Genomic DNA, 16,024 nt, shown 5'->3' with positions numbered 1-16,024 from the left:
CCGTGATATTTATAATATATAATAATGTACCCGTACATATATATAATAAGATGGAGAAAAATATTAGAACATATAACACTGAGTTGCGCAAAGTAGACGGTGGAAATGGCAGAATGGTTGAAGGCACTGCAATAGTATTTGGCAAACCTTCACAACCGTTGGGTGAAGCAAAGGTAATTGAATATATAGACAAAGGAGCAGTTACACAAGACGTTATTAATAACAGTGATGTATTTTGTTACTTGAATCACGATGAAACACGTGGAGTGTTGGCACGTTGCCGTTATGGAAAAGGTAGTTTAAAGCTGGATTTGAAAGATGATGGTTTGCACTATTCATTTGAAGCACCACACACACAACTTGGCGATGAACTATTGAATTATTTGGAGAGGGGTGAAATTTATACATCATCTTTTGCATTCCGTACAAAAAAGGCAAGTGATGTATACAGCAGGGATGACCAAGACAGATTAATCCGTCACGTCACTTGTATTACAAACCTTTATGACGTTTCACCTGTCTTTGAACCCGCTTATTTGGACACGTCTTGTTCCTTGAGAAAATTGCAAGATATTCAAGAAACTGACAATAAATTAGATAAAATTTCAAAAGAAATTGATTTTTTGTAAGAAATAAGATATTTATATAATAGTATAACATAAAGAAAAATATGGTTAAATATCATAATTCAGTAGAGATAAAAGACAAGAAGAATCAACTGAAGAAACGTGCACAGGAAATTATAGACACCTGTAAACGTGAGGTCAGAGATTTGACAGATGATGAAACAAGTGAAATTGATTCAATCAAAGAACAGATTAAAGAACTTAATCAGCAGTTGACAGAGCTTGAGGCAAAAATCAAAAACCTCAGATTTGATGATGAGGATGAAGATGAAAAGGTTGATGAACCCATAGAGGATGAACCAACCGAGAATGAAACAGAGAATGAACCATCGGAATGTAATGAACCCGATGATGAAGATAATAAAGAAGACAAAACAAACAAAAGAAATATGAAGAAAAGATTTTCATTGGTGCGCAGCATCAGAAATATTGTAAACAACAGCGCAATGAATGACGTAGACGCAGCAGTAATTGCTGAGGGTAACAAAGAAGCACGTAAGGCAGGAATTAACTTCCAAGGTCAGATACAGTTGCCTTCACAGCGTGCAGCCGTTACAGTAACCGCAGAAGGTGAAGATGTTGTTGCAACTGATTTATTTGACATTCTTAAGCCATTACGTGCAAAGAATGTATTGAGCCAAGCAGGCGCAAAATTTATGTCGGGTTTGGTTGGTAATGTACAGGTTCCTGTAATGTCAAAGAGCAATGTTACTTGGGAAGGTGAAACAGCAGCAGCAAAGGATGGCGCAGGTTCATTCTCACACGTTACACTCAGTCCAAAACGTTTGACCGCATTTGTGGACATCAGCAAACAGATGATAGCTCAGGATTCAGTTGACGTTGAATCTGCAATCCGTGAAGACCTTGTAAATGCCATTAACAGCAAGTTAGAGGAAACCGTTCTCGGTTCAGTTGCAGGCTCAGCAACTCAACCTGCAGGTATCTTTGCAACAATCAAGCCAACCGCAGTTGCAGACTTTGCAGCACTTGTAACTAAAGAGTCAGACGTTGAAGATGCAAACGTTATCGGTGAATGTAAGTATATCCTTTCTAACAAGGCTAAGGCAGCTTTGCGCAGTATGTCAAAAGGTACAAAGTCAACACAACTTGTATATGAAAATGGTTCAGTTGATGGAACTGTAGCCCTTAATACCTCAAACATTGCAGGCAAGAATTACATCTATGGTGACTTCTCAAACCTTGCAATTGGTTCTTGGGGAGGCGTTGACTTAACCGTGGATCCATACACAAAGGCCGCAGATGGTATGATTAGAATTGTTGTTAATATGTACGTTGATGCCCAGGTATTACGTGCAGCCGCTTTTGCAACAGGTACAGTTGGCGCAGCCTAAATAATAATGATATAAAGTAAGTTAAGATGTATCTTCAACTATATCAAATAAAAAAACATCTCAACATTGATGAAGATTTTCACAGTGATGATGAGTATTTAGTTGAATTGGCGCAAGCAGCACAAAACGTTGTTGAAGTACATTTAGACAGACCTTTGAATAGCTTGGAAAATGAGGAGGGTTATATACCTTCCTCACTGACACAAGCAATGTTACTGTTAATCGGTACTTGGTATGCGAGCCGTGAATCTGTTTCATTTGCGAGTAATTCCGTTTTACCTCATTCTTATGATTACATAATAGCACTTTATAAGAACTATAATCGGGAGGTTGAAAAATGATAGCAGGACGTTTAAATGAACCAATTAAAATCTTTCATCCAACGGTTAATTACAATGAGTTTGGTGAAGCAAATGAGGAGTACAAAGAAGTATATACAACAAGGGCAAAGGTAGACCACAACAGTGGTACAAGGACAGTGGAAAACAATGAAATAGTATTTGATTACACTAAGACTTTCAATGTACGTTCATATGTACCTGTTTGCAATGCTGACAGAATAGAATGGCAAGGGAAGATGTACAGAATACTAACAACCCAACAGCGTAGGGAGTACAATGATATAATGATAACAGCCGAGTTACTAAATGAGTGATACAGTAATAATCAACAGTCAACAAGTTGATGATTTGTTGGCCAAGCTGAATGACAAAGACAAAAAAAACAAATGGTTATATGATGCAGTGATGAGCGGTGCAAAGGTACTGCAACAGTCAGCACAACAATCATTCATCAGAAAGGTCGACGGAGCGTCACACAATTCACCTTATTTGAAGGGTAACAAACCGTTTTATGAAGGTGTAAGCGTGAAAGGTGACAAGGCATATTGTGAAGCATCAGTAAGTATAATGAATGACTTCCGTATGAAATTCTTTGAAAAGGGAACAGATGAGCGTCACACAGATTCACGCAAAATTACAGGATATCAAGAAGATGGAAAACACCTCAAAAGGGAAGGCAAGGGTCATTATACAGGTAAGATAACAGCAACATATTTCTTCAGAGAAGCAAGAGACAGCAGTGACAGCGCAATCAATGAAGCAATGATACAATCAATTGATAAATCAATCAAAAACGCAATTAAACAATGAAAAATTTCAAGATAGGTTCAGAAATAAGAAACGTTATACTTTCATCATCAGCAGTAAAAAATGCGGTTGATACAAAAGTATTTCCTTTAATTGCAAACGCAGGGACAACCTTCCCTTTCCTTGTTTACCGTCGCAGTTCTTACAGTCCACAATCTGACAAAGACACATTGACAGAATCGGTATATATTGAAATAGCAATCATATGTAACAACTATGAACAGTCAGTAAGTATTGCAAATGACGTTGCCGATACGTTAATACAATATGAATCAGACACCATTGAAGAAATAAAGGTCACTAATATATCTGAGGAGTTTATTTCAGATTCTTTTGTACAAAAAGTCAATTTACAGATAGATTTAAAATAAAAATTATATAACGTTATAGAAATGAGTAAAATAAAAGGTCAAGAACTTATGTTGTTTTTGGGTGGTAAGTCAATAGCATATGCAACCTCCCACACTTTGGAGATTTCAGCCGAGACATCAGACACATCAAATAAAGATGAAGGCGGTGGTGATTGGGCAAGTTCAGAAGTTTCAAAGCTCAGTTGGACCGCATCATCAGAAAACCTTTTCAGCGCAGATGGCAACGGTGCAAGTTATGACGCATTGTTTGACTATATGATAAAGAAAACCCCAATTGTTGCCGTGTTTGGTTTGAAGTCGGAGACTGCAACAGACGTACCATCTGAAGGATGGACAGCAGCAACAACAGGTACATATACTGGCAAGGTGGTTATTACATCATTGTCAATTAATGCCCCAAATGGCGAGTATGCAACCTACAGCGTACAGTTTACAGGCGTAGGCGAGTTAAAAAAAAAGACAGCATAACAAAACAGTCCGTCAACGCCTCAGATGAGGCATTATCATAATATATTATCCCGATGAGCAAGTAACAATGTTATTTGCTCATTTTCTTTTTAGGTGAATTGATATTTTTCATTACCGTCACAATATTTATATATAAGTAATTTATGAAGGAAAAGGAAATGAATACAATTAAAATCAATGGTGAAGAATATGTAATTAAATACACTATCAGAGCACTTTTTATGTGGGAACAAATCACAGGTAAACCATTTAAAATCAGCACATTACTTGACAATTACATATTTTTCTATTGTATGTTGTTGGCTAATAATAAAGATAAGGTGTTGGACTGGGACGCATATCTTGATGCACTTGACAATGATACAACATTATTCAGGCAAATGACAGAGATAGTGAATAAGGCAGAAGAGGAAAAGAAAGTCTTTGACAATTCATCAGCATCAGACACAACAAATGACGGTGAAAAAAAAAGTTAAGTGTAAGTGAATTGTATGCAATACTTGTACTTGAGTTGCATTTGCCACCATCTTACATATTAGATGAAATGGATTGGTATGAGGTTAATTCATTGCTGAAATACCGTTATTATGCGGTCAAAGAGCAATGGGAACAGACACGTTTAATCACATATATGACAGCGCAAGTGAACAGTAACAAGCACCTCAAAGTTACTGATATCATTACATTCCCTTGGGAAAAAGAAGAAGAGGAAAACACAAGAATAACGGATGATGATGTTAAAAGACTCAAGGCAATGGCGGAAAACTATTTATATAATGAGAAAAAAGAAAGCAAGTAATGGCAGCGGATTATGTAGTAAAACTCACAGGTCAAGATAATTTAAGTGAAACAATAAACAATGTAAAAAAGTCACTTACAGACGTGGGGAGAGAAACAACCCATCTTGATATTATAAGAGATAAATTCAACAAGATACAAAATTCATCAGCACCGCTAAAAAGGCAATTAAGAGATTTAAAAGCGTTAATGAGCCAAATGAATTTGGACGGATTGTCACATACGGAAGTCTTTGAGGAAATGGCAATGTATGCAGGTGAAGTGAAGGACGCAATGGCAGACGCAAATGATGCAATTTCACGGTTTGCGGATGATAATTTCAAACTTGCTGCAATGTCAGAAGGTTTTGGACTAATCACAGGTGCGGTAAGTACTGCAACAGGTGTATTGGGAATGTTTGGTGTTGAAAATGAGAAAGTTGAACAGACAATGTTGAAAGTTCAATCAGCAATCGCAATGGTCAACGGTGTACAGGCAATTGCAACTTCACTGAATAAGGATAGTATAATAATGCACCGTATCAAACAAATAAAACTCGCTGCAACAACTGCAATGACACAATCAAATACAGTTGCAACAGTTGCCAATACCGCTGCAAATGGTGCAAATACGGTGTCAACGGTTGCCAATACAGCAGCAGCAAAGGCGTGGAATGTTGTAAAAGCAGTTAGTAAAGCATTGTTAGGAGATTGGACGGGTCTTGTTTTAGTTGGTGCAACGGCATTAACAGCGTATGCAATTTGTTCAGACAAGGCAACGGATGCAGATGAGGAAAAAGCGGACGCAACAAAGGAGGTGGAAGACGCACAGAAAAACTACAATCAGACAATGACTAACACCTATAGCCAATTAATGACAACATACACAAAATTGAAAAATGAATGGAATAGTCTTGTTAATGAGCATCAAAAAACGGCGTGGATTAAGGAAAATAAATCTCAACTTCATTCACTTGGTATTGAAGTCAATAGTGTTGCGGATGCGGAAAAAGTCTTTAATGGTAACACAAATGCAGTAGTAAATTCATTCATCAGAAGGGCAAGGGCGGCAGCTCAAATGGCAAAAATGACGGAACTCTTCAGAAAACAAATGGAGTTGATTGATAAGCGCAGTCAGGTTCAGACACAAATAAAAGCGGATGCAGCAGCAAATGGAAGGCACGCAAAGGGTGGTGATGAAATAAAAGATGAAACATTCCGTTCATCAAGATATGGAAGCGTTGGAAGTGATGGAAAATGGCGATTCAGTCATCAAGGCGCAAAATTATACAGCGGTACAGACACGTCAACAAACACACAAATACAGTCACTTGATAGACAGATAGATGCAAATAACAGAGAAATAAACAGACTTGCCAACAACATTGGTAAGAATAGTGAACCTTGGACACCTTCAACAGCAGGTAGTTATAGAGGCGGTAAGACAGGTCATAACACAACTACAGGAAATGGCAATAATAACACCACCCCACAACCTGTTGCAGGCTCAATCGGTGATATGGAGAAACAGCTTCAGAAATTACAGTCTGATTTGAAGAACGGTTTTATTCCAAAGTCAGCGGAACAACAGACAATAGACAGTATTACCAACCTCAAGGAAAAGATAGAGAAGGAAAAAATACGTCTTGGATTTGAAGCACCAAAACCATCGGACGCAGAAAAGGCAGCGGAAAAATACAAGGAGAATCTGAAGAAACTGCAAGAAAAACAAGGTGACATAAAGACAACACCTTCACAATCCTCATATGAAAATGCAATCGGTCAGAATGATTACAACACCAAGACCATTGACGGAATAAAGAATCAGATGGACTTTAATGACCAACTAATTAAACAGTTGGAAGACCTCAAAAAGGCTTATGAAGAACTTGGAATGACAGGTGAAACAAGCTATCAAGACATTAATGAACAAATTGGAAAAGTACAGAAGGAACAATCAAACTTGGGTAACAGTGCAAAGGGAATGAAAGAACAAAGTGACAAGTTTGACAAACAGAAGGAAAGTCTACAAGGTCTTGCCGATGTTTCTTCATCAGTCGGTAATGGTTTTTCAACTTTGGGCAATATTTTCAAGCAAACAGGTGATGACGCAACGGCAGCCGCAATGAATGTAATAGGTACAACCGCACAGGCAACAGCCGAGATAATTCCAAACATTATAAAGTTGATTGGTGCAAAGCAAGGTGAAGCAATGGCAAACGGTACAGCATCCGCTTCAGCACTTCCATTCCCATCAAATATTGCTGCAATTGCAAGTATTATTGCAACCGTTGTGTCAACCTTTGCAACTATTATGTCAGCCGTTGGAGCATTTGCCGATGGTGGTATCGTTGGAGGTGGTAATTTGCACGGTGATAAGGTGTTAGCCCGATTGAATGGTGGTGAAATGGTCTTGAATAGAACACAACAAGCAAAGTTATTCAGAACAATTGAAAGCGGAAACATCGGTAATCAATCAGCATCAGTAAGTCAAGTGAATTGGAAAATCAAGGGTTCAGACCTGTATGGAGCACTAACAAACTACAAATCAATCAAATCAAAGCAAGGCAAGAGAATATAAATTAATTAATCCAAGTGACAACACAATCACTTGGATTTTTTTGATATTAATGTCAAATGACAACATATTTATAATATATAATAAGGTAAAAGAGAAATGTATATACACGGAGAATTCCGAGACAAAGATAATAACCGTATAGAGGTTAAAATCCTGAATGGCGATAGGTCAGAAGAAATGGTAATCGGTGAGGATGGTTTATTTTTCACCGATGACCCTGTAACCATCGAGCAAGAAAATGATGATAACTTCAACACAATCATAACAAAATCGGCATCAATCAACCTATTAACTAACAATTACATCGGAGGTGAATTGTTTGCTGACAATGCAAGAAGTGTGAAGGTAGTGATAGAGAAAAATTCAATTGTTCAGTTTATGGGGTACGTTGAACCAAACTCATTCAACCAACCTTATACAAGTCCACTTGATGAGTTTACAATTAATTGCGTGGATTGTCTTGCAACCTTGAGTTATTACAACTATTCAAACACTAAACTATCTAACTATAATGATAAAAAGGCTTCAGCATCAACTGTAACGTTTAAACAGCTCATAACAGATGCACTTGAACCATTCAAGGAATTGGCAACGTTACAGACTGTTATGGTCAATCCAAACATCTATGTAATGGATATCAAGGGAACAACGGCAAGCAGAAAAGCAATGTTATATGATGATTTGTCAGTCAGTGAATTGAACTTTTACGGTGATGATTTTGATGATATATGGACATATGAAGACGTTATAAATGAAGCTTTGCAATATACCAATATGCACATATTGCAGTATAATGGTGACTTTTATATATTTGATTGGGATGGTATCAAGTCACAAATTACAGGATGGTTCAACCTTTCAGACGGTTCAACATATAGGACAACAAGCAAGACAATCAATTTGACAAGTGATATGCACAGTGACAGTGATACCAACATAACTGTCAGTGACGTGTATACACAAGTGCAAGTGAAATGTGATTTGAAAGACCAAGAAGACATAATTGAATCACCGCTTTCATCTGATAGTCTTGTAAGTCCTTGGAGGTCAAAGAACATTTTTATGACTGAATACATTTCAGAAGGTGGAGGCGATAGGGCTTATAATGCCTTTAAAAATATGGTGTTGGGCAATTCAACGGACTATGAACAAGCCAAAAAAATAGATTGGTATTTGCAAGTTGTGGACAATCCAAGTTGGAAAATAGACACGTTCAATGGCTCAACAATACAGGAAACATTGCCAACTACCTGTCCATCGGGAGTGTCTTGGAAAAATCAATATCTGGTACCTAAGTATTTAAAAAACAATTCATTGTCACCCTGTATATTCCGTATGGGGTCAATAGAGCAGAATTACGGAGGTACAAAGGACAATTCACCAAAGTCAAAACTTGATATGTCAAACTATCTGTACATCAGCATCAATGGCAATGAGACAGATACGGAAGCAAATGTAAAACCATCATCATCTGACATTCAGAAACATTCAAAAATGTTGGAGTATGTAGGCAATCAAGGAGGTGGAATGTTTAGCCCAACGGATGATGCAACAACCAATTATTTAGTGTTTAGTGGTAAGATGTTATTGCAGCCGATTCAAAAAGAAACGGACACATTTCAAAACTGTTATGATAACTTGTTATCTAATAAGATGAATGGTTTAATCCCTATTTATTTTGGTAAGACCGTACCATCTGACAATAACAGTGACGGAAGATATTACACAAGAAAATGGTATAAACAATATGAGGATGGTGATGGAGATAGTCAGTATCTGAAGAATGAATTATCATTGCATCCGTGGACAAAGGACAAGGCAAACCACGTTTTTCAGTACAATTACACGGCAGCGTGGGACGGTGACGGTACTGACAAATACAAGAAATTGCCAATTCTTGAATGTGAGTTAATCATCGGTAATAAAAGACTGATTGAAAAGGATATTGACATATACGGTAACAGCACATTTGAATGGGTAACAATAGGCAATGAACCAACGGTAAATGATGAGGATGGACAAAGTTATAAATTGACAACATTCAGTTTAGGAGTTAACCCAAAAATCGGTGATTATATCATCGGTGATGAGTTTAGCCTTCAAAATACAGTAACCTTCAAAATGAACATTGATACAGAAGGAACGGCAATCCCGATAAAGAAAGATGATGCCTTGAGTGGTGCAGTGATATTTAGGATTCTTGGACCAATTAATCTTACTTGGAATGGTATTACAAAGAGACACCCATTATTTTGGATACTTACAAAGTACTATCCAAACACTAAGTTTATATTATCCCATCTTGAGAATATCATCATCAAGGATTTTGAATGTAAGATATACACGGACAATGGAGGCAATGACCAATTAAATGCGGACAATGATTTAATTTACCTTTCAACTGAAAATGAACAGTTCATTAACAAGAAAGATGATATTGAATTTAAATTCATTACACAGTTGTCAAGTGAGGAATGTTTAAGTAAAGGGATAAAAAACACGGTAAACTTAAACAGCATCATCAACAACAATACAAACTTACCGTTGACAACACTGTATAATGGTGTGACCGCTGACACTGCAAAACCTGAAGAACATTTCATTAACTCAGTTTACAAAGAGTATTCAAGACCAAAAATAATGATGGAATCCACTTTGAAAAATGATGTTTGCAATTGGTTATATTTATATAATAGTAAGGTGTTAAGAAAGAAATTCTATACAATAAAGATTAATCAGAATCTCAAGGGCAACACTGCAACAATAACAATGAGGGAAAAGTAAAAGAAAGATGATAAAGATAGATTCATTCATAAAGAAAAACGGTTCAAATTCATCATCATCAAATGGTGGTGGTGGATTTGCCAACGGTACTACAACAACAGTTCAAAAGGAACTTGAAACACATAAAATATGGGGTCAGAATTTCAACGGCACGCAAGACGTTGATGGAGATATGACAGTCAACGGCAATGTTTCAATAAGTGGAAATGTAACGGCAACAAACGGTGCAATAACAAACATTGAAAGTGAAAGTATTACAAATGTTGGAACAATCACAACAGACACCGTTGACGCAGCAAACATAAAGGGCGCAAACGCTAATATTTCAAATCAGTTAAATGTCAAAGATATACTTTCAACTGACATAACAACTGATTATCTAACCGTTACAAAATCAGCTCATTTTTGGGAATTGGTAGTCGACAAAATAAGTTCAACAAAGGGTGCAATTATTGTAAGTCCTGCAAACTGTATAATTGAAGACATTGAAAATAACAATGGAACTTATACATTATATTGGAGAGCGGAAGATAAAGAAACAGGCAAGGCAATAACAAATGATTTTAATGTCAATGACCAAATCATCTGTCAATCTTTCAACGCTGCAAATGATACAGATTTCAATGTGAGTAACAAGTTTTATTGGCGGTTAGTCACAAATGTTGGAAGAACATACAGGGCAGACAGTTTAAGAGGTGGAGAATGTTATTGGAATTATATTCAACTATCTGCAACAGATGGTGATGGTGATTCATTGCCCGAGATTGGTGATAACATTGCGGTGTTGGGTAATAGGACAAATGAAGACAGACAAAACGCAATCATTATTTCATCAACAAATAGTGATTATTTAGATGCTGATATACAGGCACCTTCCATTGTACAATATAAAGGGATAAAATCATATAATTTACAGTCATACCGATATAATGTCATTGCAGCAAACGGAAACACCTTCATAGGTAATTTCAAGGTTGTTGCAAGTGATGGAAGTCTTGGAGACATAGAAAGTGGAAAAGATGGAAAAGGTATAAAGTCAATTGTAACACATTATCTTGCCTCCAATTTATCAAGTGGAATGGGAAAAACAACCGTGTGGGATAGTGGTTCAGTAATACCTCCAACGCTAACAGTAACAAAGCCATATATGTGGCAACAAGCAAAAACAACATACACAGATAACACCTATACACTTTCATTGCCTGTAATGATTGGAGCAAATGGTAAGGATGGACAATCAACACAGTACATTAACATCATTGCTGAATGCGCAACGGAAGATTTCAATGGTGACAATAACACAGGACATAGTTATACATCAAATGTGTATATGGATGGAAAATTATTGGCTTATGGCAGTGTAAGAGGTCACACAATGTTAGTTGTTGACCCAACAACAAAGTCAGTAATTAACACATACCAATATGACACATATTATCCGGACAACGCAACAACGGCAGTTAATAACCTTATAACTAAAATAGATAACGTTGCAAATGACAAAATCATCATCATTACAAGTCATGACGCAACATCTTGCAATCAAAACTTGAGGGATAAATTGTCAAATGACTATAACAGTAACATTCCAAGCAATGCGGAGGTATGGACAAGTGAAAGATACAGTCACGCAATAATAATATTCAAACATTCTAACCGTGAACATCAATGTTTTGAACAGTTCAACCATTTTAAGCCATCATATTTGACAGTATATTATACAAGTGATAATATGTCATTGGCAGGAAAGGATGGAAACAACGGAATAATGGATAAGTTGTCAATGACAAAAGCCCGTGCAACGGTTAACATAAATGATGATTTGTATGTTTTCAATGAGGGCTATGTGAATCACATTGACGGTGATAGAATAACAAGGGTGTCAGACCTGTCAAAATATTATCTGAAAATAATTGATTCAAACGGTAGGACAGTTATAAATACACCATCGGCAGGCGATAACACATTTATATATAATTCACGGTGGCAGCAACAATATAGTGAACAAGAAAACAGAATAACCCATTTCCGTTTGCAACTGTATGATACATCTGACAACCTATTGGATGAAATAACATATAACGTTACGTTTGATGCAGGCGCAGTGTTGACGGTAGGACAAAACGCAATTACATCATCAGTGCAACAGTCAAAGACATACACAGATGGACAAATAAGCACGGTTAAACAGACAGCGGACGGAATAGCATCAAGAGTTACAAAAATAGAAGGTGACTATGTAACAGAAAGTGAAATGAATCAAACTGTAAACAACATTTCATTAAACGTATATGACAATCTGAAGAACAAAACAGGCATTGATGTAACAACAGGAAAGATTGTATTGGATGCCGACAATGTGCAAGTTAAGGGTAATTTTAATCTGACTGATACCTCCAACGGTTTAACGGTCTATGATGCTGCAAATACACCGCTGATAAACTTACAGCCAACACCTATCAGCAAGATTGGAACATTTAAGAATGACCGTTTAATGACAACCAATCTGACAATGACAAGTGTTAGTGGTGGTAGTAGTATAGTAGTGCAGACAAACAAAAGCAGTGCAATCACTTTGAAAAAAGGTGATGTAATTAGACTGTCCAACATACGTTATACCATATATGCAAACGATGGAACAACAATTTATCCGAGAGATTTATATTTAACAGGTGGTGTAAGGATATACAACGGCAAAGGTGAAACAGTGTTGAACAGTTCAGCACAGTTCAACAGAAATAATAATTACGGCACATATCAACTGAATACATCTGTAACATACAGGACAACAGCAGATGATAATTACACAGTGAATCTATTCATAACAACGCCGTCAACTTGGTCAACATCATATACTGTTAGCGGATATGGAAATACAAGGATAGAGACAGGAAGCAATGTGCAAAGCTATATTGGAAGTGATGGAGCGTTTTTCCACAATGCAGCAAACAAGTTGATTTATTCAGCTGAAGATGAATTACGTTTGCAGTTTGGCTATAATGGTGTAAGATGGTCAGATGATACGGAATATTACAACAAGGCTATGGAGGTGTTATGCAACGTCAAATCAAACACGGATGGAACTTATTCACCTTTATACCTACCATTTTACAATTTTACACCTACAACACAATCCTTCACATTCAAATATCAAAGGGTTGTCAATATAGGGTCAAATAAATACGCACATAACATAATGCCGTCAACGGATAAAGGTATATTATTACTTGATACACCCGCAGTTGATAGCAATGGAAATTATCAAGAAACGTGGTTTGTTCTTCCGTCTGAAAGTTTTGGCTCAAGGGATGGTAAAATATTATTCTCATTGCCAATTGGTTACACTGTTAAGATAATAAACAACACAGGCGGCAAGGCAAATGTATTTGTAACACCAAGCGCATCAAACAAGAATGAGGGTGTAATATATACCTCAGAAAATGCAAAGGTTAATTATCTGAAGCTAACAGGCGATAACTCAATGAAAACGTTTATGTATGTTGGAGGCTATGGTACAGAATCGGGTACAACTTGGAGAGTAATAGATTAATATCTATATCATTTTTTCTTTTCCTTTATAAGGTGGGGTGAACAATTCAGTTTATTCCACCTTATTATATATATATATGCAATATTACAGATTAATTAATATTTATATGTATAAGAGTTATTTAATATTACAATATAAGAATGAAACAATATAACAGTAAATGGAATGAATTATGCGTGAAGGACAAGATAGCTTACATTATTGCAATGGTGATGATTGGCAGCGGTATTCTAATAGCCTTTTTATCATTCTTCCTTAATTCATTCAATATCGCGGCAGGTGTACTTATTTATATTGCACAGGCATTTTGCGTTGGTGGTTCAATTGTCGGCGCATCCGCATATTTTAAGTCTAAGTGGATGGAATTTGATACAAGAGCAGACAATGTAATAACATCAAAGATAAATGAGATTGTGAATAAGTTTGAAGGCAAGGACAAAGACAAGGACAAGTAAATCATCTAAATTATATCTTTATTATAGCAAGGGCAGACAACTATCATACAATCAAGGGTTGTTTGTCCTTTTTGTGTTCTATTAAGGTAGTCAAGAAAAGGATATTTATAATTCATTTTTAATACCCTCCCCCTATGTCATTGAAAGACAATAGGTTATGAAAATCGCCCCTAACTTTTCCTTACACGCACGGCAGAATTCAGCCGTTATAATCAGCATATTTATAATTGAAATGTCTGTCTTGGCATCCGTGGACACCTACAGTTGTCCAACTATAAATCATTTAATCTGTAAATATGCAATGTCTTGAGACTCAAGTAGTTAAGTTTGATTTTTGTGGACACCATATATGGACACCAAAACCATATAATAATACATAACTAACTGATAATCAGATACATTTAAAAATACTGTAAAGTTGAGTGGGAGTAAAATCAATCCCAACTGATACATAAATAGGGGGTATCAAAACGGAATTAGTTCCAGTTTTTGATACCCCCCTCTTCTTTTTGGAGTCTTTGTTATGTAAAGATACCTTTGTTGTATAAACGTATTTAGTTTATAAACATATTGCGTTTTGGCATTTTGCTTCCAAAGCGCTTGCGTAGTTTTTCGAACAGCGCCATTGTGTCTTGCGAGAACTTGTGTCCTTTCCATGTACTTGTGTTGGTGATGAACACCCAGCACTCGCCGTCGGGATAGCGCAGTACAAGTGCCGATGTGCCTACAAGCGAACCGGTACGTATCCACGGACGGTTGCGTGGCGTAAAGTTCCAGCCGAGCGAGAACTGATGGTCGGGCATTTCTTGCGTCATCAGTTTCACGGCTTGTGGCGATATTACGTCAGGTACGGTACGGTCGCCGTCGATCGATGCTACCAGTCGGCATAGTTCGGCAGCCGATGCCACCCATGCACCTGCGCCAAGAGCCGTCGTTATGTCGTTCTCGCCATAGCAGCGCACTACCATTCTGCCTGAGTTGTTGAATTCGGGCACCGGTACCGAACTTGAGTGCATATAATATACCGTTTCGTTCTTTCTGCGGTCTTTCAGATAGTTACCCGCTATGTGGAAGTCGTAGCATCCAGCCGGATTGAGCACGTAGCGTTGCATGAAGTTTTCGTAGCTCATGCCCGTGCGCTTCTCGATAATCAGCGACAGCAGCGTATAGCCTATGTTGCAGTAGCGTTGTGCCGTTCCGGGCGTGTAGCCAAGATGTCGGCGCAGCACTATGCGCAGCAGTGTGCGGTGGTCGGGTGGGGTGGTGAGGTGGTTCTGCTGCATTATGTAGCGAGTCGAGAAAATGGCGTCGCCTGCATAATTGGTAAATCCCGCCTTGTGTCTCAACAGCTGTTCGACGGTTATGTCGAAGTATCGTTTGTCGCGTATTGAGTTGACGTAGAACGTGTCGTTGAGTATTCCCTTTGGTCCGAACACCTTGTCGCTAAGGCGTATCTTGCCCATGTCGCGCAGTTTCATTATGCCGGTGGCTGTTACAAGTTTTGATACTGAAGCCATGCGCATGATGTACGACGGCTCCATAGGTATCTGACGGTCCTTGTCGGCATAGCCGAATCCGCGAGCGTACAGCAGCGAGTCGTGGCGCGATATTGCCAGCTGTGCACCGTGTATCTCCCAACGCTTCAGATAGCACTGCATGATAGAGTCCATAGCGTGCAGTTCTGGCTGCGAAGACATGGCATTGGTGAGTGTATCGTTGAGATGCATGCGGTGGTTGGCCTCGTATATAGAGTCCTTCTCTCGGCTTTTGTCGCTTGAGCACGACGAGCATGTGCATCGGCAGATGCTTGATATGATGACAACGATAAAGGTGAGGCATCCCAAGCAGGACAGCCTCACCTTTGTACGATATTGTTTCTTTATTCTATATCCGAACATTTCTGAACATTGGGT

At 37.8% G+C, this 16,024-nt stretch carries 14 protein-coding genes; 13 read left to right on the top strand and 1 reads right to left on the bottom strand.

The window, feature by feature from the left end; translation table 11 throughout:
- Positions 1–50 precede the first annotated feature (50 nt).
- The 13 genes from I6E49_RS03390 to I6E49_RS03330 all read left to right on the top strand — a co-directional run bounded on the left by I6E49_RS03390 (position 51) and on the right by I6E49_RS03330 (position 14,111).
- Positions 51–629 (top strand): HK97 family phage prohead protease, encoded by a 579-nt coding sequence (locus I6E49_RS03390; RefSeq protein ID WP_235400451.1) that lies wholly within the window; start codon positions 51–53, stop codon positions 627–629.
- Positions 630–670: 41 nt separating this feature from the next.
- Positions 671–1,978: a phage major capsid protein gene (locus I6E49_RS03385; RefSeq protein WP_235400449.1), complete on the top strand. Its 1,308-nt coding sequence runs from the start codon at positions 671–673 to the stop codon at positions 1,976–1,978.
- Between the two features lie 26 nt (positions 1,979–2,004).
- A complete protein-coding gene (locus tag I6E49_RS03380; RefSeq protein WP_235400448.1) occupies positions 2,005–2,319 on the top strand; it encodes a head-tail connector protein in 315 nt (104 codons plus the stop codon).
- On the top strand, positions 2,316–2,633 hold the full coding sequence (locus I6E49_RS03375) for a phage head completion protein (protein ID WP_235400447.1): 318 nt from the start codon (positions 2,316–2,318) through the stop codon (positions 2,631–2,633). Before I6E49_RS03380 ends, I6E49_RS03375 begins: the two co-directional genes overlap by 4 nt.
- Positions 2,626–3,129, top strand: a complete 504-nt coding sequence (locus tag I6E49_RS03370; protein WP_235400446.1) for a hypothetical protein — start codon at positions 2,626–2,628, stop codon at positions 3,127–3,129. Before I6E49_RS03375 ends, I6E49_RS03370 begins: the two co-directional genes overlap by 8 nt.
- A complete protein-coding gene (locus I6E49_RS03365; protein WP_235400445.1) occupies positions 3,126–3,497 on the top strand; it encodes a DUF3168 domain-containing protein in 372 nt (123 codons plus the stop codon). The genes I6E49_RS03370 and I6E49_RS03365 overlap by 4 nt, the downstream gene beginning before the upstream one ends.
- A gap of 21 nt (positions 3,498–3,518) precedes the next feature.
- The gene (locus tag I6E49_RS03360; RefSeq protein WP_235400444.1) at positions 3,519–3,965 is read left to right on the top strand and encodes a phage tail tube protein; all 447 of its coding nucleotides are present in this window, start codon (positions 3,519–3,521) and stop codon (positions 3,963–3,965) included.
- Positions 3,966–4,108: 143 nt separating this feature from the next.
- Positions 4,109–4,441 carry a hypothetical protein gene (locus tag I6E49_RS03355; protein ID WP_235400443.1) on the top strand — a complete coding sequence of 111 codons (333 nt, stop codon included), beginning with the start codon at positions 4,109–4,111 and terminating at the stop codon, positions 4,439–4,441.
- Between the two features lie 68 nt (positions 4,442–4,509).
- Positions 4,510–4,764: a hypothetical protein gene (locus I6E49_RS03350; protein ID WP_235400441.1), complete on the top strand. Its 255-nt coding sequence runs from the start codon at positions 4,510–4,512 to the stop codon at positions 4,762–4,764.
- Positions 4,764–7,322, top strand: coding sequence for a hypothetical protein (locus I6E49_RS03345; RefSeq protein ID WP_235400439.1), 2,559 nt, complete (start codon positions 4,764–4,766; stop codon positions 7,320–7,322). Before I6E49_RS03350 ends, I6E49_RS03345 begins: the two co-directional genes overlap by 1 nt.
- Before the next feature lie 96 nt (positions 7,323–7,418).
- The gene (locus I6E49_RS03340; RefSeq protein ID WP_235400438.1) at positions 7,419–10,106 is read left to right on the top strand and encodes a hypothetical protein; all 2,688 of its coding nucleotides are present in this window, start codon (positions 7,419–7,421) and stop codon (positions 10,104–10,106) included.
- A gap of 7 nt (positions 10,107–10,113) precedes the next feature.
- A complete protein-coding gene (locus I6E49_RS03335; protein ID WP_235400437.1) occupies positions 10,114–13,656 on the top strand; it encodes an interleukin-like EMT inducer domain-containing protein in 3,543 nt (1,180 codons plus the stop codon).
- 140 nt (positions 13,657–13,796) lie between these two features.
- Entirely contained in the window at positions 13,797–14,111 is a 315-nt protein-coding gene (locus I6E49_RS03330) for a hypothetical protein (RefSeq protein WP_235400436.1), read from the top strand.
- Positions 14,112–14,665: 554 nt separating this feature from the next.
- On the opposite strand, the gene I6E49_RS03325 is transcribed toward I6E49_RS03330, so the two are convergent.
- The gene (locus I6E49_RS03325; RefSeq protein ID WP_235400435.1) at positions 14,666–16,009 is read right to left on the bottom strand and encodes a serine hydrolase domain-containing protein; all 1,344 of its coding nucleotides are present in this window, start codon (positions 16,007–16,009) and stop codon (positions 14,666–14,668) included.
- Positions 16,010–16,024 lie beyond the last annotated feature (15 nt).

The sequence above is a fragment of the Leyella stercorea genome (assembly GCF_021531655.1).
The sequence above is the reverse complement of the archived record's forward strand: the minus strand, read 5'-3'. Positions and strand labels throughout refer to the sequence as shown.

What these genes read in the sequence shown, in the direction of transcription:
- I6E49_RS03340 (WP_235400438.1), top strand. Translation starts at nt 7,419, where the DNA reads ATGTATATACACGGAGAATTCCGAGACAAAGATAATAACCGTATAGAG.
- I6E49_RS03350 (WP_235400441.1), top strand. Translation starts at nt 4,510, where the DNA reads ATGGATTGGTATGAGGTTAATTCATTGCTGAAATACCGTTATTATGCG.
- I6E49_RS03365 (WP_235400445.1), top strand. Translation starts at nt 3,126, where the DNA reads ATGAAAAATTTCAAGATAGGTTCAGAAATAAGAAACGTTATACTTTCA.
- I6E49_RS03355 (WP_235400443.1), top strand. Translation starts at nt 4,109, where the DNA reads ATGAAGGAAAAGGAAATGAATACAATTAAAATCAATGGTGAAGAATAT.
- I6E49_RS03375 (WP_235400447.1), top strand. Translation starts at nt 2,316, where the DNA reads ATGATAGCAGGACGTTTAAATGAACCAATTAAAATCTTTCATCCAACG.
- I6E49_RS03330 (WP_235400436.1), top strand. Translation starts at nt 13,797, where the DNA reads ATGAAACAATATAACAGTAAATGGAATGAATTATGCGTGAAGGACAAG.
- I6E49_RS03345 (WP_235400439.1), top strand. Translation starts at nt 4,764, where the DNA reads ATGGCAGCGGATTATGTAGTAAAACTCACAGGTCAAGATAATTTAAGT.
- I6E49_RS03385 (WP_235400449.1), top strand. Translation starts at nt 671, where the DNA reads ATGGTTAAATATCATAATTCAGTAGAGATAAAAGACAAGAAGAATCAA.
- I6E49_RS03335 (WP_235400437.1), top strand. Translation starts at nt 10,114, where the DNA reads ATGATAAAGATAGATTCATTCATAAAGAAAAACGGTTCAAATTCATCA.
- I6E49_RS03325 (WP_235400435.1), bottom strand. Translation starts at nt 16,009, where the DNA reads ATGTTCGGATATAGAATAAAGAAACAATATCGTACAAAGGTGAGGCTG.
- I6E49_RS03390 (WP_235400451.1), top strand. Translation starts at nt 51, where the DNA reads ATGGAGAAAAATATTAGAACATATAACACTGAGTTGCGCAAAGTAGAC.
- I6E49_RS03370 (WP_235400446.1), top strand. Translation starts at nt 2,626, where the DNA reads ATGAGTGATACAGTAATAATCAACAGTCAACAAGTTGATGATTTGTTG.
- I6E49_RS03360 (WP_235400444.1), top strand. Translation starts at nt 3,519, where the DNA reads ATGAGTAAAATAAAAGGTCAAGAACTTATGTTGTTTTTGGGTGGTAAG.
- I6E49_RS03380 (WP_235400448.1), top strand. Translation starts at nt 2,005, where the DNA reads ATGTATCTTCAACTATATCAAATAAAAAAACATCTCAACATTGATGAA.